This window comes from Undibacterium sp. GW821-FHT11B02 (genome assembly GCF_058808955.1).
Map to the genome: position 1 here is coordinate 166,991 of NZ_JBXASD010000013.1, position 22,159 is coordinate 189,149.

19 protein-coding genes are annotated in these 22,159 nt (G+C 53.0%); 18 read left to right on the forward strand and 1 reads right to left on the reverse strand.

Annotated features, from left to right (window positions below):
- Positions 1–87: 87 nt before the first annotated feature.
- Positions 88–2,073, reverse strand: a complete 1,986-nt coding sequence (locus AC1RVX_RS24705; RefSeq protein ID WP_493219225.1) for a methyl-accepting chemotaxis protein — start codon at positions 2,071–2,073, stop codon at positions 88–90.
- 286 nt (positions 2,074–2,359) lie between these two features.
- On the opposite strand from AC1RVX_RS24705, the gene AC1RVX_RS24710 reads away from it, so the two are divergent.
- The 18 genes from AC1RVX_RS24710 to AC1RVX_RS24795 all read left to right on the forward strand — a co-directional run bounded on the left by AC1RVX_RS24710 (position 2,360) and on the right by AC1RVX_RS24795 (position 22,147).
- On the forward strand, positions 2,360–3,115 hold the full coding sequence (locus tag AC1RVX_RS24710) for a CerR family C-terminal domain-containing protein (protein WP_493219226.1): 756 nt from the start codon (positions 2,360–2,362) through the stop codon (positions 3,113–3,115).
- Positions 3,116–3,123: 8 nt separating this feature from the next.
- Complete coding sequence (locus tag AC1RVX_RS24715) at positions 3,124–4,599, forward strand: efflux transporter outer membrane subunit (RefSeq protein WP_493219227.1); 1,476 nt, start codon at positions 3,124–3,126, stop codon at positions 4,597–4,599.
- A gap of 30 nt (positions 4,600–4,629) precedes the next feature.
- On the forward strand, positions 4,630–5,913 hold the full coding sequence (locus AC1RVX_RS24720) for an efflux RND transporter periplasmic adaptor subunit (protein ID WP_493219228.1): 1,284 nt from the start codon (positions 4,630–4,632) through the stop codon (positions 5,911–5,913).
- 9 nt (positions 5,914–5,922) lie between these two features.
- Complete coding sequence (locus tag AC1RVX_RS24725; RefSeq protein WP_493219229.1) at positions 5,923–9,072, forward strand: efflux RND transporter permease subunit; 3,150 nt, start codon at positions 5,923–5,925, stop codon at positions 9,070–9,072.
- Positions 9,073–9,410: 338 nt separating this feature from the next.
- Entirely contained in the window at positions 9,411–10,175 is a 765-nt protein-coding gene (locus tag AC1RVX_RS24730) for a beta-ketoacyl synthase chain length factor (protein ID WP_493219230.1), read from the forward strand.
- Positions 10,168–10,941, forward strand: coding sequence for a lysophospholipid acyltransferase family protein (locus AC1RVX_RS24735; protein ID WP_493219231.1), 774 nt, complete (start codon positions 10,168–10,170; stop codon positions 10,939–10,941). Before AC1RVX_RS24730 ends, AC1RVX_RS24735 begins: the two co-directional genes overlap by 8 nt.
- Complete coding sequence (locus tag AC1RVX_RS24740) at positions 10,934–11,188, forward strand: phosphopantetheine-binding protein (RefSeq protein ID WP_186949074.1); 255 nt, start codon at positions 10,934–10,936, stop codon at positions 11,186–11,188. The genes AC1RVX_RS24735 and AC1RVX_RS24740 overlap by 8 nt, the downstream gene beginning before the upstream one ends.
- Positions 11,189–11,216: 28 nt before the next feature.
- Complete coding sequence (locus tag AC1RVX_RS24745) at positions 11,217–11,462, forward strand: acyl carrier protein (protein ID WP_493219232.1); 246 nt, start codon at positions 11,217–11,219, stop codon at positions 11,460–11,462.
- 29 nt (positions 11,463–11,491) lie between these two features.
- A complete protein-coding gene (locus AC1RVX_RS24750; RefSeq protein ID WP_493219233.1) occupies positions 11,492–12,022 on the forward strand; it encodes a COG4648 family protein in 531 nt (176 codons plus the stop codon).
- Positions 12,015–13,781 carry an ApeI family dehydratase gene (locus tag AC1RVX_RS24755; RefSeq protein ID WP_493219234.1) on the forward strand — a complete coding sequence of 589 codons (1,767 nt, stop codon included), beginning with the start codon at positions 12,015–12,017 and terminating at the stop codon, positions 13,779–13,781. The genes AC1RVX_RS24750 and AC1RVX_RS24755 overlap by 8 nt, the downstream gene beginning before the upstream one ends.
- Complete coding sequence (locus tag AC1RVX_RS24760; RefSeq protein WP_493219235.1) at positions 13,775–14,854, forward strand: class I SAM-dependent methyltransferase; 1,080 nt, start codon at positions 13,775–13,777, stop codon at positions 14,852–14,854. Before AC1RVX_RS24755 ends, AC1RVX_RS24760 begins: the two co-directional genes overlap by 7 nt.
- 1 nt (position 14,855) lies before the next feature.
- Positions 14,856–15,602 carry a glycosyltransferase family 2 protein gene (locus tag AC1RVX_RS24765; protein WP_493219236.1) on the forward strand — a complete coding sequence of 249 codons (747 nt, stop codon included), beginning with the start codon at positions 14,856–14,858 and terminating at the stop codon, positions 15,600–15,602.
- Positions 15,599–16,555: a lysophospholipid acyltransferase family protein gene (locus AC1RVX_RS24770; protein WP_493219237.1), complete on the forward strand. Its 957-nt coding sequence runs from the start codon at positions 15,599–15,601 to the stop codon at positions 16,553–16,555. The genes AC1RVX_RS24765 and AC1RVX_RS24770 overlap by 4 nt, the downstream gene beginning before the upstream one ends.
- Positions 16,542–18,116 (forward strand): HAL/PAL/TAL family ammonia-lyase, encoded by a 1,575-nt coding sequence (locus AC1RVX_RS24775; RefSeq protein WP_493219238.1) that lies wholly within the window; start codon positions 16,542–16,544, stop codon positions 18,114–18,116. Before AC1RVX_RS24770 ends, AC1RVX_RS24775 begins: the two co-directional genes overlap by 14 nt.
- Positions 18,109–18,543 carry an acyl-CoA thioesterase gene (locus AC1RVX_RS24780; protein WP_493219239.1) on the forward strand — a complete coding sequence of 145 codons (435 nt, stop codon included), beginning with the start codon at positions 18,109–18,111 and terminating at the stop codon, positions 18,541–18,543. The genes AC1RVX_RS24775 and AC1RVX_RS24780 overlap by 8 nt, the downstream gene beginning before the upstream one ends.
- Positions 18,540–19,154: a LolA family protein gene (locus AC1RVX_RS24785; RefSeq protein WP_493219240.1), complete on the forward strand. Its 615-nt coding sequence runs from the start codon at positions 18,540–18,542 to the stop codon at positions 19,152–19,154. The genes AC1RVX_RS24780 and AC1RVX_RS24785 overlap by 4 nt, the downstream gene beginning before the upstream one ends.
- Positions 19,155–19,212: 58 nt before the next feature.
- On the forward strand, positions 19,213–21,606 hold the full coding sequence (locus AC1RVX_RS24790; protein WP_493219241.1) for an MMPL family transporter: 2,394 nt from the start codon (positions 19,213–19,215) through the stop codon (positions 21,604–21,606).
- Positions 21,584–22,147 carry a DUF3261 domain-containing protein gene (locus AC1RVX_RS24795; RefSeq protein WP_493219242.1) on the forward strand — a complete coding sequence of 188 codons (564 nt, stop codon included), beginning with the start codon at positions 21,584–21,586 and terminating at the stop codon, positions 22,145–22,147. Before AC1RVX_RS24790 ends, AC1RVX_RS24795 begins: the two co-directional genes overlap by 23 nt.
- Positions 22,148–22,159: the final 12 nt, after the last annotated feature.

Sequence of the window (22,159 nt, forward strand, 5' to 3'; positions counted from 1 at the left end):
CAACTTTGCAAAAGATCAAAAATAAAACCACCGTGAGGTGGTTTTATTTTGGGCGTTGTGCTTGCCTGCTGCTATTGGATCAATAACTCATGCGGCCAGCTTTCGCGTGGCTGGTTTGGGTGGCAGGTAGTCATTGGCGCTGCTGGCCAGATGCAGGTGCTGGTTTTCTGTTGCTGATGCCTGGGTTTTAAAAACGCTGACCGCTGCACCCAGCAAGGCTGCTTGCTGTTCTAGTTTTGCGGTCGATTCGCTGGCCTGTTCTACCAGGCAAGTATTGTCCTGAGTGATCTGATCTATGTCAGCTATGGCCTGGTTGACATGAGAAATGCCAACGCTTTGATCCTGGCTGGCTTGTGCGATCTGGCGTATGAGTTCTGTCACCACATCCACATTTTCAGCAATATCCTGCATGGTCTTGCCTGCGGTATTGATCATGTTGCTACCAGCCTCCACCGCCTGAGCGGATGCGGCGATCAGGGTCTTGATTTCTTTGGCTGCACTGGTGCTGCGTTGCGCCAGATTCCTTACTTCAGCAGCGACGACAGCAAAACCACGTCCTTCCTGACCCGCACGGGCGGCTTCCACTGCAGCGTTCAATGCCAGGATATTGGTCTGGAAGGCGATGCCATCCATGACACCGATAATTTCGGTAATTTTCCTGGAGCTGGAGCTGACTGTTTGCATTGCCACAATGCTGCTGTTCATGACTTGCAAGCCTTGCTGCACTCGTTCGGCCGAGCTATGAATCAGGCTGTTCGCCTGCGCCAGGTTACCAGCATTTTCCGTAATGGTGGCAGTCAGTTCGTCGATGGAACTGGCAGTTTGTTGCAATGCTCCAGCCTGGCTTTCAGTACGGCTGGCAAGGTCGGTATTTTCATCATGGATTTCCCTGGCAATCAGATCCACGGTGAGGGCACCATTACGGATATTTGTCACCATGTCACACAGGTCTTTGTTCATTGCGCCGACTGCATTGATCAACTGGGCCAGTTCGTCCTTTCCCTTACTATGCACGCGGTTTTGCAGATTGCCGGCAGCGGTTTCGGCGATGGCCTGGGTCAGTAGTTTCAGGTCACTGGTCAGTGCCAGGTAAATGGCGATCAGGAAATAGGTGGCCATGACAAGCAGTGCAATGATACTGGCTGACATCTTCCAGGAACGCTGGTTCACACGTTCAATATCGGCATTCAGATTCTGGTTGATCAATTGGGCGATGATGGTTTCTGATTGCGCCAGTTTTTCTATTGTTCCCAGGCCCGCTTGCAGAAAGGCATCACCGGAACTTTGATTGACTGAAGCCAGGACTTCATCTTGTGAGCGTGCAAGGAATGTTTTTGCATCGTCCATTTGCTGCTGTATGGTCGTCTGTACCGTTGCGTATCGTGGTTCCTGCTGGCCGATTCCTTGCATGAATTGGGCAAGGCTGGTCAATTCATGTCGTGCCAGCATATGCATGGAATTCAACGTGACATCTTCACCTGCCTCAAACAAGCCACTGTCGATGTAGGCGGCACCGCGTCCTGCAATGACAGCCAGCTTTTCTTCAATCTGGGGCAGGGTGTTGACATAGGCGTTCGCCAGTTGATGTGTTTTTAAATCACCGTCCAGCGTCAGTTTGGATGCATAGGCGATAGCTGTAACTTCATTATCAACAGCCTGTATCAGCTTGCTGTATTCGGCAAAGCTCTCAGATGCCTTGAAACTGTTTTGTTTGGCCAGCATGGTCGTCCATTGCGCTTTCAGGGCTTCCTTGTTGTCCAGCTGTTCCAGCGACTTATCGATTTTCCCCTGGGTTTCAACCAGCGCAGCGCCGGTTTGCTTATTACCCTGCAGACGCATATGTTGTAGCGCGCGTTGCTTTTGCAGTAGCAGACGCAGCTTGCCTCGTTCGGCAATGGTCTTGATCGCAGTCTGTTTGGCTTCGATTTGCAGGATGTCGTTTCTCATGTCCTGAAACAGCAGAAAGAGAACGGCAAGTAAGGGGATGCCAAATGCCAGAGCAACAAAACTGAATTTCTGGGCGATCTTGACGCTGCGCATCAGACGAATGGCGGGGGAGCTGAATAGGTTCACTTTTAGGCACCAATCAAGGGAAATACAATTTTTGAGAGCCTAATCCGTCAATATGACTATGCCGTGACAGTTGGCTTGTCTTCAGGAAATATTCTGCTTGGTTTCAAACCGGCATACTGGAAAGCTTATGGTTTCGTATGCAAGCACGGCACAAAGGTAATGACATGTCATATCAGGGCAGTGACCGACGTGTTTTATTGATATGACGATGCGCAGATACAAAGGTGAGGGGAAATTTTTATGAGATAGTTAAATCAAACGTTTGATTTATGTTAGGATGCATTTCATGAAAAAAACCAGCCCCAAAAACATCACCAGCCAAAACGTTCGTCGGTCTAACCTGCCAGAACTACCTTTGTCGTCCACAACCCATGGCGGCAAGTCTTTACGGGTAGACGGTATAGAGGCACGTACACGCCTGCTTGACAGTGCCCTGCAATTATTTGCCGAAAGAGGATATGCGAAGACATCTACACGTGAAATCGCCAGGGTTGCGGACGTGAATATTTCAGCTATCAGCTATTATTTTGGTGATAAGGCGGGCTTGTACCATGCAGTGTTTAATGACCCGCGCAGCAATCCCAATGTGGACCCAGCTATTTTTGAACAACCTGAAACGCAATTGCGTGACATCTTGTCTAAGCTGATTTGTTCGTTCACCGACTCTCTTAAACAGGGAGAGATGGTGGAGAAATGCATGAAATTGCATTTCCGTGAAATGCTGGAACCCACTGGTTTATGGCTGGAAGAAATCGACACCATGATACGCCCAGCCCATCAGGGACTGGTTCGCCTGTTGTGTCGCTATCTGGGTATCCAGCGTGCCGACGATGATGTGCACAGACTGGCTTTTTCCGTCACAGGCTTGGCGATTTCCCTGATGGTGAGTGGCGACGTGATGCAGGTCATACGCCCGACATTGATCACCAAACCAAGGGCCATCGATTTATTTTCATCCCGCCTGGTCGATTATGCCGTGGCCATGTGTGAAGACGAGAAACAGCGCCGACTTTTACGTATTTCCGATAACCCAACTTCATAAGCAGCGATATGATCATTCGACGTTTGATACTTACTGCTGGCAGTGTTTCCCTGCTTGCTGCCTGCGCCACCACCAACACGGGTGTGGCGGGTATGGTTACCGTACCCACGCAATGGCAGGCAGCTTTGCCATCAATAGAAAAAAATACTGAACTACGGTCCTGGTGGCAAGCCCAGGGCGATGCGACGTTGGTGGAACTGATCGATGCGGCGCAAGCAGTCAGTCCATCTATTGCGCAAGCCTGGTCGAGCATAGAAACTGCCAGGGCCACCAGGGTTGCCAGTGGTGCAGCCTTGCTGCCTTCGCTGGATGCAGTAGCGAATGTCAGCCGGGCAAAAAACCAGATCGGCGTTCCGGTCGCCAGCACGGCACAAGCGGGTTTGCAGACTTCGTGGGAGCTGGACCTGTTCGGCGCCAACCGCGCCAGCAATCAGGCGGCAGAGGCTGACCTGGAAGGGAGCAGGGCGCAATGGCATGATGCACGTATATCGGTAGCGGCTGAAGTCGCTCAGTTGTATTTTTCTGTAATTAGCTGCCGTCAGGTCGCGGATATTACCTGGCAGGATGCCCATTCCAGAGCTGAAACTGCACGTTTGACAGAACTCAGCGCACAGGCTGGCATGACATCAAATTCTACTGCCAGCCTGACACGTTCCAGTGCTGCTGAAGGAAACAGCCGCGCCATCCAGCAGGCGGCCCAGTGTGACCGTGACATCAAGGCACTGGTTGCCTTGACAGCAAGGTCAGAGCCAGAGCTGCGGCAAAAGCTGGATATCGTCAGCCGTGATGCTGCGACAAAGAATTTGCTGCCGCTGGGAATCAGTACGGTGCCAGCGCAAGTCTTGCAGCAGCGTCCTGATGTTTACGCGGCAGAAAAAGAAGTGAGTATGGCCAGTTCCCAGATTGGTGCAGCAGAAGCACGTCGTTATCCACGTCTGACACTGAGTGGATCGATAGGCAGCATGCGGTACCGCACCATGGGGACTGACAGCAACATGGACACCTGGTCCATCGGCCCGCTCGCGCTGACACTGCCCATCTTTGATGGTGGCCAGGCTGTCGCTAATGTGGATGCGGCAAAGGCCCGCTATCTGGCCGCCAGCAGCAATTACACCAGCAAGGTCAGGCAGGCTGTGCGTGAGGTAGAAGAGGCGCTGGTGAATTTGCAAAGTACTGATGCCCGCCGCCAGGATTCGGAACTGGCAGCACGCGGTTATACCCAGGCATTGCAGGCAACCACAGTGCGCTACAACCAGGGCATGGCAAGTCTGTTGGAACTGGAAGATGCGAGACGTACCGCGTTTGCTTCGCAATCATCGCTGATCAGTCTGCAACTTGAAAGAAATAATGCCTGGATCGCCTTGTACAAGGCATTGGGCGGTGGCTGGAATATGAACGTACCAGGGGACAACCCAAGGCCTGCTGCGCCGCTGATGCCTTCTGCCACATCTGTCAATGATGCCGCCAGCAAATCCAATTCCTGAATTTAACGAATAACAGAAAGCTTCATCCATATGATTCCATTCATTTCACGCAAACCGGTTTCCCTGGGCTTGAGTATGGCGGGTGTTGTTGCCGTCGCGGTTGGTGGTTTGTGGATTTCTTCCACATCCATTGCAGCAGATGCCACGTCAATGTCCGGTACTGCCAGTGCTTCTGCAAAGGCAGACAGCACTGCAAGTGCAGCCCGACCCACCAAGCCTGCACTGACAGTAACCACCACCAAGGCAGTGGCTGGCAACCTCGTCATCAAGCTGGCTGCCAATGGCAGCGTCGCCGCCTGGCAAGAAGCGCTGATAGGTTCAGAAGCCAACGGCCTGCGCATTCAGGAACTGCATGCCAATATCGGTGACCATGTGCAGCGTGGCCAGTTGCTGGTGAGTTTTTCCAGCGATACCGTGAAAGCCGATCTGGCCCAGGCCCAGGCCAGCCTGTCCGAGGCGCAGGCAAACCTGGCAGATGCGGTTGCCAATGCTGACCGCACCCGTTCCCTGCAAAGCAGTGGTGTGCTGAGCGCACAGCAGGTCGGGCAATACCTGACTACCGAGCAGACTGCCAAAGCCCGGGTAGAGGCCGCAAAAGCAAATGTCGATGCGCAGCAACTACGTATGAAAAATACGCGTGTGCTGGCACCAGACAGCGGCATCATCACTGCTCGTTCTGCAACACTGGGCGCTGTGGTGGCTAACGGGGCTGAGCTGTTTCGCATGATACGTCAGGGGCGCCTGGAATGGCGGGCAGAAGTCACGGCCAGCGAAATGGCCAGGTTGATACCTGGTACTGAAGCCATCGTCACCGCCCCCGGCGGCACGCAATGGAAGGGCAAGGTCAGGGTAGTATCTCCTGTTGTCGATGCACAGACCCGGATGGGTCTGGTGTATGTGGACTTGTTGCCCACGGTCGCAGCTGTATCAGGCAAGTCGTCAATGGCAGTTCCGACGAATGGACAGGCATTTAAGCCCGGCATGTTTGCCAAAGGTGAATTTGTCATGGGTAGTTCTCAGGCATTGACGATTCCCCAGCAGGCCGTTGTAGTGAGGGACGGCTTCAGTTATGCCTTCCGTCTGAATCCCGATGGCCGCGTGACCCAGATCAAATTGCAGACTGGCCGTCGCGTCAGCTTGCCGCAGGGTGATCATGTTGAAGTGACTCAGGGTCTGAATGCCGACAGCATTATTGTGTCGAGCGGTGCCGGCTTTCTGAATGATGGTGATGCGGTGAAAGTGGTGGCGGCTACTGCTGGCGCCAATGCTGGTACTGCGGCAGCGGTCGTGCGGCCAGCAACTGCAAAAAACTAAGGGGAAAACGTGAATTTCTCAGCCCTCTCAATCAAGAATCCCATTCCGGCCATCATGCTGTTTGTGTTGCTGACGCTGGCCGGGATATTGTCGTTCCGCACGACCATCGTGCAAGATTTTCCAGACATAGAACTGCCCATCGTGACAGTCAGTGCACCATTGTCAGGTGCCGCACCGGCGCAATTGGAAACCGAGGTTGCCCGCAAGATAGAAGATGCGGTGGCGTCCTTGCAGGGTGTCAAAAACGTCTATACCAAGGTGCTGGACGGTGATGTCGAAGTGACGGTTGAATTTGTTTTGGAAAAAGTTATTTCTGATGCCGTCAATGAAGTACGCGATGCCGTCGCAACCGTGCGTGCCGACTTGCCTAGCGAAATGCGTGATCCTACTGTGACCAAGGCATCGACAGCTGGCCGTGTCATCATGACGTACACCGTTGAAGCAGCCGAGCCTGACAAAAACAGTCATGTTGTTGCAGGCGAAAACAGTAAACCGGATGCGCAGGACCTGAGCTGGTTCGTTGATAATACCGTTTCAAAGCGTCTGCGCAGTGTACCGGGTGTTGGTGCCGTCAAACGCATGGGTGGCGTGACCCGTGAAGTGCGGGTGGAACTGGATACTGCCAAAATGGCGGCACTGAATGTCGCTGCCGTAGATGTCTCACGCCGCCTGAAACTGGTGCAACAGGAAGCACCGGGTGGTCGTGGTGATGTCAGTGGTGCCGAGCAATCCGTGCGTACCATTGCTACCGTCAAGACTGCTGCCGAACTGGCTACGCTGGACGTTCCTTTGCCGGATGGCCGTCACATACGCCTGGACCAGGTCGCTACGGTGCTGGATACCGTCAGTGAACCACGTTCCGCCGCAACGTTGGATGGCAAACCTGTAGTTGGCTTTGAGGTCTTTCGTACCAAGGGGGCGAGTGAGGTTGATGTGGCCAGGGGTTCGCGTGTTGCCGTCGAAGAATTGCAGGCCGCGCATCCGGAGTTGAAATTCCATCAGGCCATCGATAATGCTCAGCCGGTGGAAGAAAATTTCGATGGCTCCATGGATTTGCTGTATGAGGGGGCTTTGCTGGCTATTCTGGTAGTGTTCTGGTTCTTGCGCGACTGGCGGGCCACGTTGGTCGCGGCTGCGGCCCTGCCTTTGTCGGTGATACCAACTTTCCTTGGATTGAAGTATTTTGGCTATACCCTGAACACGGTGACCTTGCTGTCATTGGCGCTGGTGGTGGGCGTGCTGGTCGATGATGCGATTGTGGAAATTGAAAACATCTCCCGCCATTTGCACATGGGTAAAACACCGATGCAGGCGGCGATGGAAGCAGCCGATGAAATCGGTATGGCCGTTATTGCCACGACCTTTGCGCTGGTTGCTGTATTTTTGCCGACCGCCTTTATGGGTGGCGTACCGGGCCTGTTCTTCAAGCAGTTTGGCTGGACAGCGGTGATTGCGATTCTTGCCTCATTGGTGGTGGCGCGTTTGCTGACACCGATGATGGCTGCCTACATCATGAAGTCGCCGAAACCGGGTAAGGCTGGCGTCAATCCAGAAGGCGCGCATGTTCAAAAAGATGGTTGGCTCATGACGCGTTATATGAAAACCATGCAATGGTGCTTGCGTCATCGTCTGGTTACCATGATCGCTGCCACCGTGTTTTTTGTATGCTCGATTGCATTGGTCGGCTTGTTGCCTACCGGCTTCGTGCCATCGGCAGATCGCGCACAGACCCAAATCAATATAGAACTGCCACCTGGCAGTACGCTGGCTGAAACCCGTGCGACGGCAGAGCAGGCCAGGATCGCCATCATGCGCGACAAAAACATCATCAATGTATTCAGTTCCATCGGTGGTGGTTCCAGTGGCGATGCTTTTGCGCCCGGTGCAGCGGCAGAAGCCAGGCGTGCAGTACTGACCGTGACAGCAGTACACAGAAATAAACGCAAGGATTCCATCGGCGATATCGATGCCAAGATCCGCAAGGAAGTGGCAGATATTTCAGGTGCGAAATTCACCGTAGGGCCGCCAGATACCGGCGTCAAGATGCAACTGGTCTTGCAGAGTGAAGATCCTTTGGCCCTGATAGAAGCAGCCCAAAAAGTCGAAAGGGAACTGCGTACCCTCAAAGGCATAGGCAATGTCAGTTCCAGTGCTTCGCTGGTACGTCCTGAAATCATCGTGCGTCCCGACTCGGCCCGCGCAGCCGATCTGGGCGTCACTGCTGCCAGCATAGGTGAAACAGTGCGTGTGGCAACGGCAGGTGATTATGACCAGTCCCTGCCCAAGCTGAACCTGTCACAACGTCAGGTGCCAATCCGTGTGAAGTTGCCAGACAGTTTCAGGGCAGATCTGGCAGAGATAGAACGTTTGACTGTGCCTGGTAAAAACGGCCCCGTCATGCTCGGCAGCGTGGCCAGCGTGACGATGGAATCCGGCCCGGCCCAGATAGACAGGTTGAACCGCAAGCGTAATGTGACGCTGGATGTGGAGCTGGGTAGCCGTCAACTCGGTGAAGTCAATGAAGAAGCACGTGCCTTGCCCAGCATGAAAAACCTGCCGCCTTCGGTCAGCATTGCCGAGTTGGGTGATGCACAGGAGATGCAGGCCCTGTTCGCCAGTTTTGGTATCGCCATGCTGATCGGTGTGCTGTGTATCTATGGCGTACTAGTCTTGCTGTTCAAGGATTTCTTGCAGCCGGTGACTATCCTGGCAGCTTTGCCTTTGAGTATAGGTGGGGCTTTCGTAGCCTTGCTGGTGACCGGACGTGCGCTGTCCATGCCATCCATGATAGGTCTCATCATGCTCATGGGTATTGTCACCAAGAACTCTATCCTGCTGGTGGATTATGCGGTCATCGCAAGGGAAGCAGGCATGAGCCGGTTTGATGCACTGGTGGATGCCTGCCACAAACGCAGCCGACCCATCATCATGACCACTATTGCCATGGGTGCGGGCATGATGCCGCTGGCTTTGGGCTGGGGTGCTGACCCCAGCTTCCGTTCGCCAATGGCAATTGCGGTAATCGGTGGCCTGATAACTTCAACACTGTTGAGTTTGTTGGTGGTGCCAGCAGTGTTTACCTATATTGATGATTTTGAACATTTGCTGGGCAAAATCAGGCATTGGCTGAAAGGCAAACCAGTCGCAGCAACATCGTAACAAGACTTGAACCTGGATCAGAAAGCTGTGCTCTGATTCAGGTTGCTTGCTGGAAAAAAACAAAGACCCGGGCGCATCTGTATGCGCCCGGGTCTTTTCGCATTTCAAAGTATGTAAGCCAATCACTATCTAAAATTGTCTTTTGGAAATGCTTATGTTGCATTGAATGACAAAATTGTTAAAAGAAGTGCAAAAATTAAGACGATTTAGACACATCAGATTGTGGGCTCTAATTGCGCTTTGTTATAATGCGAGCCTAATTTGTTACAAATTGTATAGAACAGATTTTTTGCGCTATCAGCGAACGGTGTGGTGTGCCTGAGTGGAAAATAAAAATAATGCGTGAAAATGGGGTTCGTTTTTCAATTGCCAGTCATGCGGCCTGGTCCCCGGGAGTCGAGACGATAGCTGCCTGGAAAGAATGGGCGAAAGCGCCTTTTCCTTTTGTGGGGGGCGCTGAGCCAGCCGTGGCAGCGATGCCGCCGATGTTGCGTCGCCGTGCAGGTTCTCTTGGGAAGATGGCGCTTGAAGTGGCCTATCAATGCCTCGATGGACGTAAAAATATCCCTTCTGTATTTTGCTCGCGTCATGGTGAAGTGACGCGTGCCATTGATTTGCTGACTGAACTGGTGCAAGAACAATCTGTATCACCGACTGGATTTGGTCTGGCTGTACACAATGCCAGTGCCGGTTTGTTTTCGATTGCCCGCAAAGACCAGGCGAATCATATTGCTCTGGCAGCTGGTGATAGTACGATAGAGCATGCCGTGATTGAAGCTTGTGGCTTGTTGGCGGATGGCGAGCCTATGGTCTTGCTAGTTGCCTATGACCAACCCTTGCCTGAACTCATGAAACAGTTTCAGGATGTGGAAGAACAGCCTTATGCATGGGCATGGTTGATGGTGCCAGCGCAGGATGATGTCATCCAGTTGAGATGTGAAAGCGTTACAGAAAAGCCGGAAGACAATATATATACTGAGTCGGTGGTGGGCGCAGGTGCAATGTCATCCGGTTTGCTGGTATGGCGTTTTGAATGTGGCGGCCAGGCGGAACTGACCCGGCTGGCGGGAAATCGCCGCTGGATTTGGTCGCGAGATGTTTGACTATCTGGATCGCTACTGGCGCATCGTTGCGACGGGTATCAGTTTTATGACCTTCGGTATCGGCGGCGTATTATTGTGGGCTGTGGTATTTCCGGCGCTTCATCTTCTGGTGTGGCAACAGGACCGGCGCAGGACCATGGCACGCCATATCATACGCTGGACATTTCGCGGTTTTGTCGGCCTGATGCGCCTGCTGGGCGTATTGCGTTATGAATTGATAGGGTTGGAGAAACTTGAGCGTAGTGGCTTGTTAATACTGGCTAACCATCCTACCTTGATCGATACAGTGTTTTTAATGGCATTTGTAAAACATGCTGACTGCATAGTGAAGGGACGCTTGCGAAATAATGTGTTTACCCGTGGGCCAGTGAGGGCGGCAGCGTACATCAGTAATGAACATGGGCAAGATTTACTGGAAGCATGTATCGCTTCCTTAAGGATGGGAAATAACCTGATCATTTTTCCCGAGGGTACGCGTACTCCGGCGGATGGTGTTATCAGCTTGAAACGCGGTGCTGCCAATATCGCAGTGCGTGGTCTGTGTGCAGTCACGCCGGTATTGATACGTTGTGAACCACCAACTCTGGGTAAAGGGGAAAAGTGGTGGCAGGTACCATGTAAGCTGGCGCAGTTCAGAATAGAAGTAAGGGATGATATTCCGATACAGGGTTTTATCGACGCCGGTCAATCGGACGTCATGGCGGCTCGTCATTTGACGGATCACCTGCAGCATTATTTTACCGAGGAAAACCGACGTCATGCTTGAACAAGAAGTAAAAGAACTGATTATTGAAGTGTTGCAGCTGGAAGACATCACTGCAGCCGACATAGATAGCAATGCGCCTTTGTTTGTAGAAGGCCTGGGGCTGGATTCCATTGACGCACTTGAGTTAGGCGTGGCTTTACAAAAACGCTACGGCATTTCGCTGTCTGCTGATTCAGAAGACACGCGTCGCCATTTCGCGTCAGTCAGTGCACTTGCTGCATTGATTGAGACACATAGAAAGAAGTAAGGGGCAGGCAATGGTTGTGGTAAGTGCAATGAGCAAAGATGAATTGTTTGTGTGGGTAGTAGATCTACTGGCTGAGATGTTTGAGCTGGACAAATCTTCATTGACACTGGAATCAAATCTATACGCAGATCTGGATATTGACAGCATTGATGCTGTCGATCTGGCCGTCAAGTTGAAGCAAATGACTGGCTTGCGTTTGCAACCCGAAGTGTTCAAGAAAATTCGCACTATCGGGGATGTAGTGGAAGCTTTGGGTCATCTCACTGCGGAGTAATCAGTATCTTTCGCCGAATACTGGCCGCTGTGGCGGTCGTCCTCACAGTACTTTATCCGCTGGTGATCTGGTTGGGTCAGGGGCAGGTCGAGCCGCGCTGGATGGCGGCCTTGCTGTTGCTGGCTGCCGCTACAAGAATCCCCAGTTTCAAGCTCAGTCGTATCGCTCGCTGGTCCATGCTGGCAGCCTTGGCGCTGGCGGCATGTGCAGTCTGGGCGAATGCCTTGTTGCCGCTGAAATTGTATCCGGTTCTGGTGAATGCCGTATTGCTGGCGGTGTTTGGTTTCAGTCTGGCCGTTCCACCTTCCATGGTGGAGCGCTTTGCCCGCTTGCGCGAACCGGATTTACCGCTTGCGGCAGTGGCTTACACCAGGCGTGTGACCCAGGTCTGGTGCGTGTTTTTCATATTCAACGGGGCCGTCGCTTTTGGGACTGCCTTGTGGGCATCGCCCAAGGTGTGGTCACTGTATACCGGCGTTATCGCCTATATCCTCATGGGATTGTTGTTCGGCCTCGAATATCTGGTACGTCTACGATTTAAGCGGCTGCATCATGTCTGAATTTTTTTCTGATCCTTGCCTGGCGGTAGCATCCCGCCCGGCACATACCGTCATCGGTTTGCGTACTGGTTCTGCTGCAGGATCTCACGCCTCACCTCAAACTATATTTCAAGCTGATTTTCTGCAGCGCATAGGTGCGTGGTCGCATGCTTTTCAGCATCTGCCCGGCAGGCAACTGGCCCTGTATCTGAATGACAGCCTGGAATTTGCTGCCGCTTTGCTGGCAGCGTGGCAGTGCGGAAAAACCGTTTGGTTGAACGCCGATACTCTGGATAGCAGTTGTGCAGCGATGGCGAAATCTGTCGATGCGTTTGCCGGTGATTTTCCTGCTGAATTTCTGCCTGTGCAAGCCAGTGCCATATCTGTTCGCATACCGGTGTTGACCAGCCTGGACCCCGAATTTCAGGGTTTGGTGGTACATACTTCCGGTAGTACAGGGCAGGCGCAGGCAGTACCCAAAAAAATATCGCAACTGACCAGCGAAGTGTCCAATCTGGAAGAGGTTTTTGGTTCCCGCCTGGAAAATGCTGTGGTGCTGGCGACGGTCTCGCATCAGCATATTTATGGTTTGTTGTTCCGGATTTTATGGCCTTTGGCGGCAGGGCGCGCCATCCATGCTGAAAGCCTGAGTTTTCCTGAACAATTGGCACAATTGGCCGGACAGGCTGATTGCGTGTTGATCGCCAGCCCGGCTCACCTGAAACGTTTGCCCGAACATCTGGATTGGCAAGCTGCCAGACAGCATTTGTGTGCCGTGTTTTCATCCGGTGGACCATTGGCTGCAGCGGACGCATTTTCAGTCGGCAAATTATTAGGGCATGTTCCTTTTGAAGTGTATGGCAGTTCTGAAACAGGCGGCATTGCCTGGCGTCAGCGCAAGCCGGGCAATGTCGATACCTGGCAAGCTCTGCCCAGGGTGGCATGGCGCATTCATCAGGAAGATGGACTATTGGAAGTGCGCTCACCTCATCTGCTGCAGGATACCTGGCTGCGTTTGACAGATCGTGGGCAGATGACAGAAGACGGCCATCTGCTGTTGCTGGGACGCAGTGACCGCATTGTCAAAATTGAAGAAAAAAGAATTTCACTGGACGCCATGGAGCAGGCTTTGCTGAACTCTGAACTGGTCAGTGAAGTACGTATCCTGATCGATGAGGAAGTTGCCGGTCAGCGTCAAAAATTAACGGCCTTTGTGGTCCCTACAGCACAAGGACATGACTTGCTGGCGACAGGATGTAAAAATACGCTCAATCAGCATTTGCGTACCCGGTTATCTGGCATTGTCGATGCCATTGCGCTGCCACGCCGCTGGCGTTACCTGGACCAGATGCCAGTCAATGCACAGGGCAAAACCACGCATGCGCAATTATTGGCCCTGATCAATGAAAGCCAGGACCAGCGACCACGCCTGCCTGTGGTGCATATGCTGGAGCAGGAAGCTACGCGGGTAGTACTGGAATTGACCGTACCGGCATCACTATTCTATTTCGATGGACATTTTTCAATAGCCCCTGTATTACCTGGTGTTGTTCAGGTTGACTGGGCTATTTTGTATGCGCGGCAGTATTTTGATTTGCCAGCTATCTTTATCTCCATTCACGCACTCAAGTTTCAGCAGGTGATTCGTGCTGAAACACCTGTCATGCTGGAGATGATCCATGATCTTAACAAGGGCAGTTTGCAATTCCGTTATTTCTCCGACGCCGGGCAGCACGCCAGTGGTCGCATCTTGTTCACCAACGAAAAGCCAGCATGCTAGATAAAAAATTCTCCCCGGAACGCCAGAGTGCTTTTGCTGCCCGTTTTGAAGCTCAGAAAATCGCCTTCGGACCAGTAGTTTTCCAATGCGTTCGCTATGCCTGGAAGCGCGGCATGCTGCAAGCCTTGTCTGACACTGGTGGCACTGGCCTGACGATTGCAGAACTGGCCGCCACGGGTCGCTGGACAGAATATGTGCTGAAGGTCGTGCTGGAAACCTGTCTTTCGGCTGGGGTAGTGTATCTGAGTGCAGGGCGCTATGTACTCGATAAGACCGGTTATTGTGTATTAACCGATTCGATTACCCAGATCAATCTCGATTTCAACCATGATGTCTGTTACGAAGGCCTGTTCCGGCTGGATGAATCCCTGGATCAGGAAAAGCCATTGGGCCTGACCTCACTGGGTGAGTGGCCTACCTTGTATCAGGGGTTATCGCAGCTACCAGAACCTGCTAAAACCAGCTGGTTTGCGTTTGATCATCATTATTCGGACACCTCGTTCCCGGATATCTTGCCTGATGTGTTTGCCACGGCACCACGTCGCCTGATGGATATCGGCGCGAATACTGGCAAGTTCAGCTGTGCGGCGCTGGCCTACAACCCATCTGTGGAAATGCATCTGGTTGACCTGCCAAAACAATTAACGGTTGCCGAAGAAAAACTGCGCAAAGCTGGTGTGGCTGAGCGTGCGCATTTTCACCCGGTAGATTTGCTGGATGCAGAACTGGCATTGCCAGCGAATATGGATATGATCTGGATGAGTCAGTTTCTCAGCTGTTTTTCTGAACCGGCCATTGCCAGTATTTTACAGCGCGCAGCAGCGGCGCTCAGTCCTCAGGGACAATTGCTGATCATGGATACGTTCTGGGACAGGCAGCGTTATGACATAGCCGCTTTTTGCCTGATTAATACCTCGCCGTATTTCACATCCATGGCCAGCGGCAACAGCAAGATTTACGAAAGCAATGACTATATACGTCTGGCAGAAGCCGCCGGCCTGCAATTGCTGACCACGCGTGACGATATTGGTTATTGCCATTCCTTGCTGCGTTTTACGAGGGCAGGGCAGTAAAGTGTTCAAGCCCTGCGTATTGATCCCCGTCTATAACCATGAGCATGCCATTGCTGCGGTGGTACATGCCGTCCTGGCGCATGATGTGGATTGCATATTGGTTGATGATGGTTGCTCACCTGCGTGTGCCACGGCGCTCAATGAACTGCATGCGGCTATGCCAGCGCGGGTCAGTCTGTTGCGCCATGCCAGCAATCAGGGCAAGGGTGCGGCGGTGATGACAGGGTTTGAACATGCGGCAAAGATCGGTTACACCCATTTATTGCAGGTGGATGCCGATGGCCAGCATTGTATCTCCGATATTCCACGGTTTTTGGAACAGGCACAGACTCACCCGCAAGCTATCGTAGCCGGTTACCCTGTGTATGACGATTCGGTCCCGGCAGTGCGCCTTTATGCCCGTTACCTGACCCATGTCTGGGTATGGATCAATACCCTGTCATTTGCGATTCGTGATTCCATGTGTGGTTTCAGGGTGTACCCGATAGCCCCTGTGCTGGCGCTGCTGGCGAAGCAGAAGGTCGGCAAGCGCATGAATTTTGATACTGATATTCTGGTCCGGTTGTATTGGGACGGTGCCGGCATCATCAACCTGCCTACCAGGGTGGCGTATCCAGCAGATGGCGTTTCGCACTTCCGCGTCTGGATGGACAATGTGCTGATCACCCAAATGCATACCAAATTATTCTTTGGCATGCTGTTGCGTTTCCCCCGTCTGCTGTTGCGTAACTGGCGGGGCAGGTCATGACCAGACAGGCTGCCACCGGCAGGCATTGGGCCAGCATGAATGAAGTCAGCTTTGTGGCTGGCATGCGTCTGTTATTCTGGATTTTTCGTTATTTTGGACGCTGGCCATTTCGCATAGTCCTTTACCCGGTATTGCTGTGGTATGTGTTTCTGCAGGCGGTACCACGTCGTGCGTCGAAGGATTATTTGCGACGCATTAATGCTTACCGTGCGGTACGGCAAGGCTGGCTGGGGGTATTCCGGCATTTTGGCGCATTTGCAGAAAGCATACTGGACAAGATGTTGCTCTGGGGCGGCTTGTTCAATACTGAACAGGTGCAGTATCACGGGCAAGAACAGATGCATGCGCAGATGCTTACCCGACGTGGTGCCGTATTGGTTTGTTCGCATCAGGGCAATCTGGAAATGTGCAGGGTATTGTCCCGCGATTTTCCTGACGTGAAATTGACCATACTCGTTCACACTAAACATGCACAGGCATTCAATCGCATGCTGGGCCAGCTTGATCCTCACAGCCAGATGGATTTGTTGCAGGTGACTGAAATGACGCCTGCTACTGCCATGTTGCTGGCAGAAAAAATTGCAGAGGGTGGCTTTGTCGTCATCGCTGGTGACCGCATACCAGTGGCACCGCAGCCCAGGGTGGCTTGCGCAAAATTTCTTGGTCAGGATGCCGCTTTCCCGGTGGGGCCGTATGTGCTTGCCAGTATCTTGCAATGCCCGGTTTATTTATTGTTTTCCCTGTATATGGATGGTGTGCCGCAAGTAAGGTTTGAGCTGCTGCGTGAATCAGTCAGACTGCCCCGCAAGGAACGTGACAAGGTCTTGCAGGAGCTGATTGCCGCCTACGCCGCACGACTGGAATACTATTGTGTGCAGGCACCCTTGGAATGGTTTAATTTTTACGATTTTTGGCATATACCTCATTTGGAACAAACAGATGCATCCCGCTGATCAAACCATCTCAACCATCTCCAACAGTCAGCCGCGTGTCGTTGTATTTGACCGCAGCAGGTTGCGTATAGAAGATATTGTAGATATTGCCCATAGTAAAGCACAGGCCGCCTTGTCGGCTGATCCTGCTTTTCGGGCAGCAATTGCGCGCGGGGCCGAATTTCTGGATCGCCTGTTGCGTGAAGATGGCACTATCTATGGCGTAACCACCGGCTATGGCGATTCCTGCACGGTCACTGTCCCGGCAGATCTGGTAGCGGAATTGCCGCATCATCTGTACACCTATCATGGTTGCGGATTGGGTGAATACCTGAACCCGGCACAGACCCGCGCAGTCATGGCGACCCGCCTGGCTTCGCTATCGAAGGGTTTCTCCGGTGTCAGTGTGGAATTGCTGGTGCAGATCGCCAGCTTGCTCGAACATGACCTGTTACCCCTGATCCCATCCGAGGGTTCGGTGGGTGCCAGTGGCGACTTGACCCCTTTGTCTTATCTGGCCGCAGTCTTGTGCGGCGAACGCGAAGTCTGGCGCAAGGGTGAACATGTGGCGGCAGCCCAAGCCCTGAGTGACGCTGGCATCACCCCTTTGCGCCTGCGCCCGAAAGAAGGCCTGGCCATCATGAATGGTACTGCTGTGATGACGGCACTGGCCTGTCTGGCCTATGATCGCGCCGCTTATCTGACGCAATTGACGACACGTATTACCGCGCTGGCTTCTTTTGCGCTGGATGGTAATGCCCATCATTTTGATGAAGTACTGTTTTCAGTCAAGCCCCATGCAGGCATGCAGGGCGTGGCAGCATGCCTGCGTCATGATTTGCCCGCAGGGCAGGTGGAACGCAACGGCAAGCGTTTACAAGACCGCTATTCGATACGCTGTGCACCTCATGTCATCGGTGTGCTGGCCGATGCCTTGCCATTCTTCCGGCAATCGATAGAAAACGAATTGAACAGCGCCAATGACAATCCCATCATTGATGCCGACAATGAACGTGTACTGCATGGCGGTCATTTTTATGGCGGTCATATCGCATTTGCCATGGACGGCATGAAGAATGCCGTCGCCAATCTGGCTGATTTGCTCGACAGACAAATGGCCCTGCTGGTGGACAGCCGTTACAACCATGGCTTGCCGGCCAACCTGTCTGGCGTGCAAGGGCCGCGTGCTGCCATCAACCATGGTCTCAAGGCTTTGCAGATCAGCGCCTCTGCCTGGACGGCGGAAGCCTTGAAACTGACCATGCCAGCCTCGGTGTTTTCACGCTCTACCGAATGCCATAACCAGGACAAGGTCAGCATGGGCACGATAGCCGCCAGGGATTGCCTGCGCGTGCTGGAACTGACAGAACAAGTGGTTGCCGCCTTGCTGATTACCGTACGTCAGGGCGTATGGTTGCGTTTGCAACTACACCCGGAATTGTCGCTTTCACCAGCATTGGCACGGATGATGGACGCGCTTGCTACAGATATCGCACCGATACAGGAAGACCGGCGTCTGGAACCGGATTTGCGCCTGATGCTGGAAAGGTTACGTCAACAGGAATGGAGTCTGTATGCGTAAGAACGCTGCCCCCAGCCGCTGGTCTGCCGAAATCGAGATGCAGGTACAGTTCTTTGACCTGGACCCGATGGAAATAGTCTGGCACGGCAACTACGTCAAATACCTGGAAGTCGCGCGTTGCGCGCTGCTGGACAGTATTCAGTATAACTATGTGCAGATGAAGAAATCTGGCTATGCATGGCCAGTGATAGACATGCAGTTGCGCTATGTGGCACCGGCCAGCTTTGGACAGAAACTGAAGCTGCGTGCTGACATCGTTGAATGGGAAAATCGTTTGAAGATCGATTACCTGATTACCGATGCAGCCAGCGGGAAACGCCTGACCCGCGCCAGCACTACACAAGTCGCGGTGGAAATCAGCAGTGGCGAAATGTGTTTTGTTTCGCCGCCAGTGTTATTTGAAAAATTGGGAGTGACCCCAGTATGAAACGTATACTTTCCAGCCTGTTTGCGCTGATGGCAGTATTGTTGACAGCGCACGCCGGTGCCACCTCGGCACTGACTACCAAAATTCAGAATACCCTGGCCAAACCAGCTGTCCTGTGCGGTCGTTTTGATCAGACCAAGCAACTGGTGGGCATGAAAAAACCGCTGGCTTCGAATGGCCGGTTTTGTGTGATCAATGGCAAGGGTGTGTTGTGGCGCACGCTGCAACCTTTCCCGAATACCTTGCGCCTGACGCGCGATGAAATCGTGCAGATGCAGGGCGACCGCGTTGCCATGCGGCTGGATGCGCAAAAAGAGCCGACTGTGCGCATGATCAATAGCGTGCTTTTTTCCTTGTTGTCGGGTGATCTGGGCAAGCTGGAATCGCTGTTTGAAGTGGATGGCACTGCCGAAGCTGGTAGCTGGAAAGTCAGTCTCAAGGCACGTGAGGCAGCACTGGCTAAAGCCATAGGGCAGATCAGTCTGGATGGTGCAGCTTACGTAAAAAACATACATATCGATGAAGCCAGCGGTGACCGCACTGCCATTATTTTTTCTGATATCAAGACTGGCGAAACGGCAATCACTGCTGAAGAGCTGGCAATGTTTTGACGACCGGTATTCAATGTGAACCTGCTTTTGCTGGCACACGGTAACTAACTGGGGTGGAATGGATAAAGTCTTGAAAAATCGGCGTAACCTGGCCACAGTCATGGCAATAGTCTGGGCTCTGGTGGTGTGCCTGTTATTGGCACATAACACCTATTTGTGGCTGGGCAAACGCATTACGCCCGACACCGATATTCTGGCTTTATTGCCAGTGCAGGAACGCGACCCGGTATTGCAGCGATCCTTTGCACATATGGTCGACACTGCCCAGCAAAGGGTTGTGGTATTGATCGGTGCGCCGGACTGGGAACAGGCAAAACGTGCTGCGCAGGCGTATAACGCAGTGATCGCCACGCGTACCGATCTGTTGACACCAACCACCATCAACGACCAGACCCAAAGCGACTGGCTGGCAGCTTTTCAAAAGAATAGCCTGGGTTTGCTGACCGCAGAGCAAGAACAGCAATTGCGTACGCAGCCAGCGCAGTTCTGGACCGAGACGGCGCTGGTCAAAATGTATGGTGCCTTTTCCGGCCCCAAGCTGGGTTCCTTCCAGGATGATCCCTTTGGCCTTTTCAGTGGCTGGGTACAGGAGCGGGCGCAGGAAACGCCGGTAAGACCGCGTGACGGCATGCTGTTTGTTGCCGATGCAGAAAACCAGTATGTGTTACTGCCCTTGAGCCTGAAACCATCTGCATTTTCACTGACAGCGCAGGAAGCGGTTTTGCCGCTGCTGACAAAGGCAACCGACGCCGCAAGGCAGGCAACGCCGGGTGTACAGATCATCAGCGCCGGTGTGGTATTGCATGCCGCTGCCGCTGGACAGCAAGCTAATTCAGAAGTATCCACCATCGGCGTCGGTTCGCTGGTGGGCATCATTTTACTGATGTGGTTCAGCTTCCGTTCGCTGAAACCTATTCTGCTGATTTTGATGTCGATAGGCATAGGTTTTCTGGGTGCGATGTCCGTAAGCTGGCTGCTGTTTGGCGGCATTCATTTGCTGACACTGGTATTTGGTGCCAGCCTGATTGGTGTGGCACAGGATTACGGCATTTATTTTTTATGTAACCGCCTGAATTCCGATGCAGAACTCGATTCCCATCAATTGCTGAAGCGTCTGTTGCCTGGGCTGGGGTTGACTTTACTGGCGGCTGTGATCGGTTATCTTGGCCTGGGTCTGACACCATTCCCCGGTTTGCGACATATGGCGGCATTTTCTGCCTTGGGCCTGATATTCGCGTGGCTGACGGTTGTCTGCTGGTTTCCACATCTGGTGCGTGCCGGTGGTTTGAAAAGCGGGAAACTGGTGGCCTGGTACAGCGCCGCGTTGTGGCATTGGCCGCGCCTGAGAATGAATCGCTATGGTATAGGCATACTGGTTGCGTTTTCAATGCTGGTACTGTTTGTCTGTTCCAGACTGGGTGCGAATGACGATATCAGGCTATTGCAAACACCGCCAAAACAGTTGGTGGCAGATCAGATCAAGCTTGGTAAATTGCTGGATGCGCCGACCCCTGTGCAGTATTTCCTTGTGCGTGGCGCTTCGGCAGAAATCGTATTGCAGCGCGAAGAAATCCTGAAGCACAAGCTGGAGACGATGATAGAGAAGCACACCATCTCCGGCTATCAGGCGCTGTCCAACTGGGTGCCTTCTGCGCAGACACAGGCTGCACGACGCCAGTTGATAGAAGAAAAACTGCTGGTTGATGGCGGCCCTTTGTCGCAACTGGCTACCAAGGTGGATGAAGACGCGAGTTGGGCCGCTGGTATCCGTGCACATTTACTTCAACCTTCTGAAGGCATGACAGTAGACAGTTTCCTGAAAACAGCCGCAGGTGAACCCTGGCGTCACCTGTGGCTAGGCCGTATCAGCAATGAATATGCCAGCATCGTTGCCTTGCGTGGTTTGAATTATGCCAATGACGGTCTGGCATCTCTGCAACATACTGCCGATGGTCTGGAAGGGGTGCAGTGGGTGGATAAGGTCAGTGAAATTTCGTCGGTATTGGGGCGCTATCGTGCGTATATGGGCTGGGTAGTCTGTGCCGCCTATGTGCTGGTATTTGCGTTGTTGTGGCCGCGTTATCGCCGTCATGCCTGGCGTGTGCTGGCACCGACCATGGTTGCCAGCTTGTCTGCACTGACCTTGCTGGGGCTGGCAGGGCAAAGCCTGCAATTATTCCATGTACTGGCGCTGATGCTGTTGCTGGGGGTAGGGGTTGATTACGGCATCTTCATGCAGGAACATACAGACAGACGCAATGCCACGCCCTGGCTGGCGGTTGGACTGTCAGCCGCAAATACCATCTTGTCCTTCGGTTTGCTGGGCCTGAGTCGCACACCGGCATTGCAAGCATTTGGACTGACCATGCTCATCGGCACTAGCCTGGTTTGGCTGATTGTGCCGTGTTTTACATCTTCCGAGAGTCATCATGTACCACCTGTTCAGTCATAAAGTAATTGTGCTTCCCGTGCTGTTGATACTGACCCTGCTGTCTGGCTGTGCCAGTGCGCCGCCGGCTGCTAATCAAGCCCGTCTGGGCCTGAAGTTACCGCCAGCCAGCCTGGGTGAAAACTTTAGCGTGCAGCAACATTTGAAGGTGGAACGCAATGGCCGCATCGATGAACTGGATGCTGCACTGGAAGTGGATGGCGGGCAACTGGAGCTGGTAGGCCTGGCTTTTGGTCAGCGTGTATTAAGCCTCAGTTATGATGGCAATGAGCTCAAATCATGGCGTCATATGATGTTGCCGGCACAGGTCAAGGCCGAAGATGTACTGGAAGACATGCAATTGAGTTTGTGGCCGGTACATGCGATTGCCCACGCTCTACCAACTGGCTGGCGCATTGAAGACCAGGGTTTGCACAGAGCACTATATTTGGATAATGAACTGGTGACCAGTATAGACTACAGCCGCATGCCGCGCTGGAGCGGCACAGTTGTATTGAACAATCTGCGTTATCACTATCGCCTGACCATACAGTCTGCACCTTGAAGCTATTTTATT

Coding starts and splice junctions, on each gene's coding strand:
- AC1RVX_RS24790 (WP_493219241.1), top strand. CDS start 19,213: ATGGATAAAGTCTTGAAAAATCGGCGTAACCTGGCCACAGTCATGGCA.
- AC1RVX_RS24710 (WP_493219226.1), top strand. CDS start 2,360: ATGAAAAAAACCAGCCCCAAAAACATCACCAGCCAAAACGTTCGTCGG.
- AC1RVX_RS24735 (WP_493219231.1), top strand. CDS start 10,168: ATGTTTGACTATCTGGATCGCTACTGGCGCATCGTTGCGACGGGTATC.
- AC1RVX_RS24730 (WP_493219230.1), top strand. CDS start 9,411: ATGCGTGAAAATGGGGTTCGTTTTTCAATTGCCAGTCATGCGGCCTGG.
- AC1RVX_RS24740 (WP_186949074.1), top strand. CDS start 10,934: ATGCTTGAACAAGAAGTAAAAGAACTGATTATTGAAGTGTTGCAGCTG.
- AC1RVX_RS24745 (WP_493219232.1), top strand. CDS start 11,217: ATGAGCAAAGATGAATTGTTTGTGTGGGTAGTAGATCTACTGGCTGAG.
- AC1RVX_RS24780 (WP_493219239.1), top strand. CDS start 18,109: ATGCGTAAGAACGCTGCCCCCAGCCGCTGGTCTGCCGAAATCGAGATG.
- AC1RVX_RS24770 (WP_493219237.1), top strand. CDS start 15,599: ATGACCAGACAGGCTGCCACCGGCAGGCATTGGGCCAGCATGAATGAA.
- AC1RVX_RS24760 (WP_493219235.1), top strand. CDS start 13,775: ATGCTAGATAAAAAATTCTCCCCGGAACGCCAGAGTGCTTTTGCTGCC.
- AC1RVX_RS24775 (WP_493219238.1), top strand. CDS start 16,542: ATGCATCCCGCTGATCAAACCATCTCAACCATCTCCAACAGTCAGCCG.
- AC1RVX_RS24715 (WP_493219227.1), top strand. CDS start 3,124: ATGATCATTCGACGTTTGATACTTACTGCTGGCAGTGTTTCCCTGCTT.
- AC1RVX_RS24755 (WP_493219234.1), top strand. CDS start 12,015: ATGTCTGAATTTTTTTCTGATCCTTGCCTGGCGGTAGCATCCCGCCCG.
- AC1RVX_RS24720 (WP_493219228.1), top strand. CDS start 4,630: ATGATTCCATTCATTTCACGCAAACCGGTTTCCCTGGGCTTGAGTATG.
- AC1RVX_RS24785 (WP_493219240.1), top strand. CDS start 18,540: ATGAAACGTATACTTTCCAGCCTGTTTGCGCTGATGGCAGTATTGTTG.
- AC1RVX_RS24795 (WP_493219242.1), top strand. CDS start 21,584: ATGTACCACCTGTTCAGTCATAAAGTAATTGTGCTTCCCGTGCTGTTG.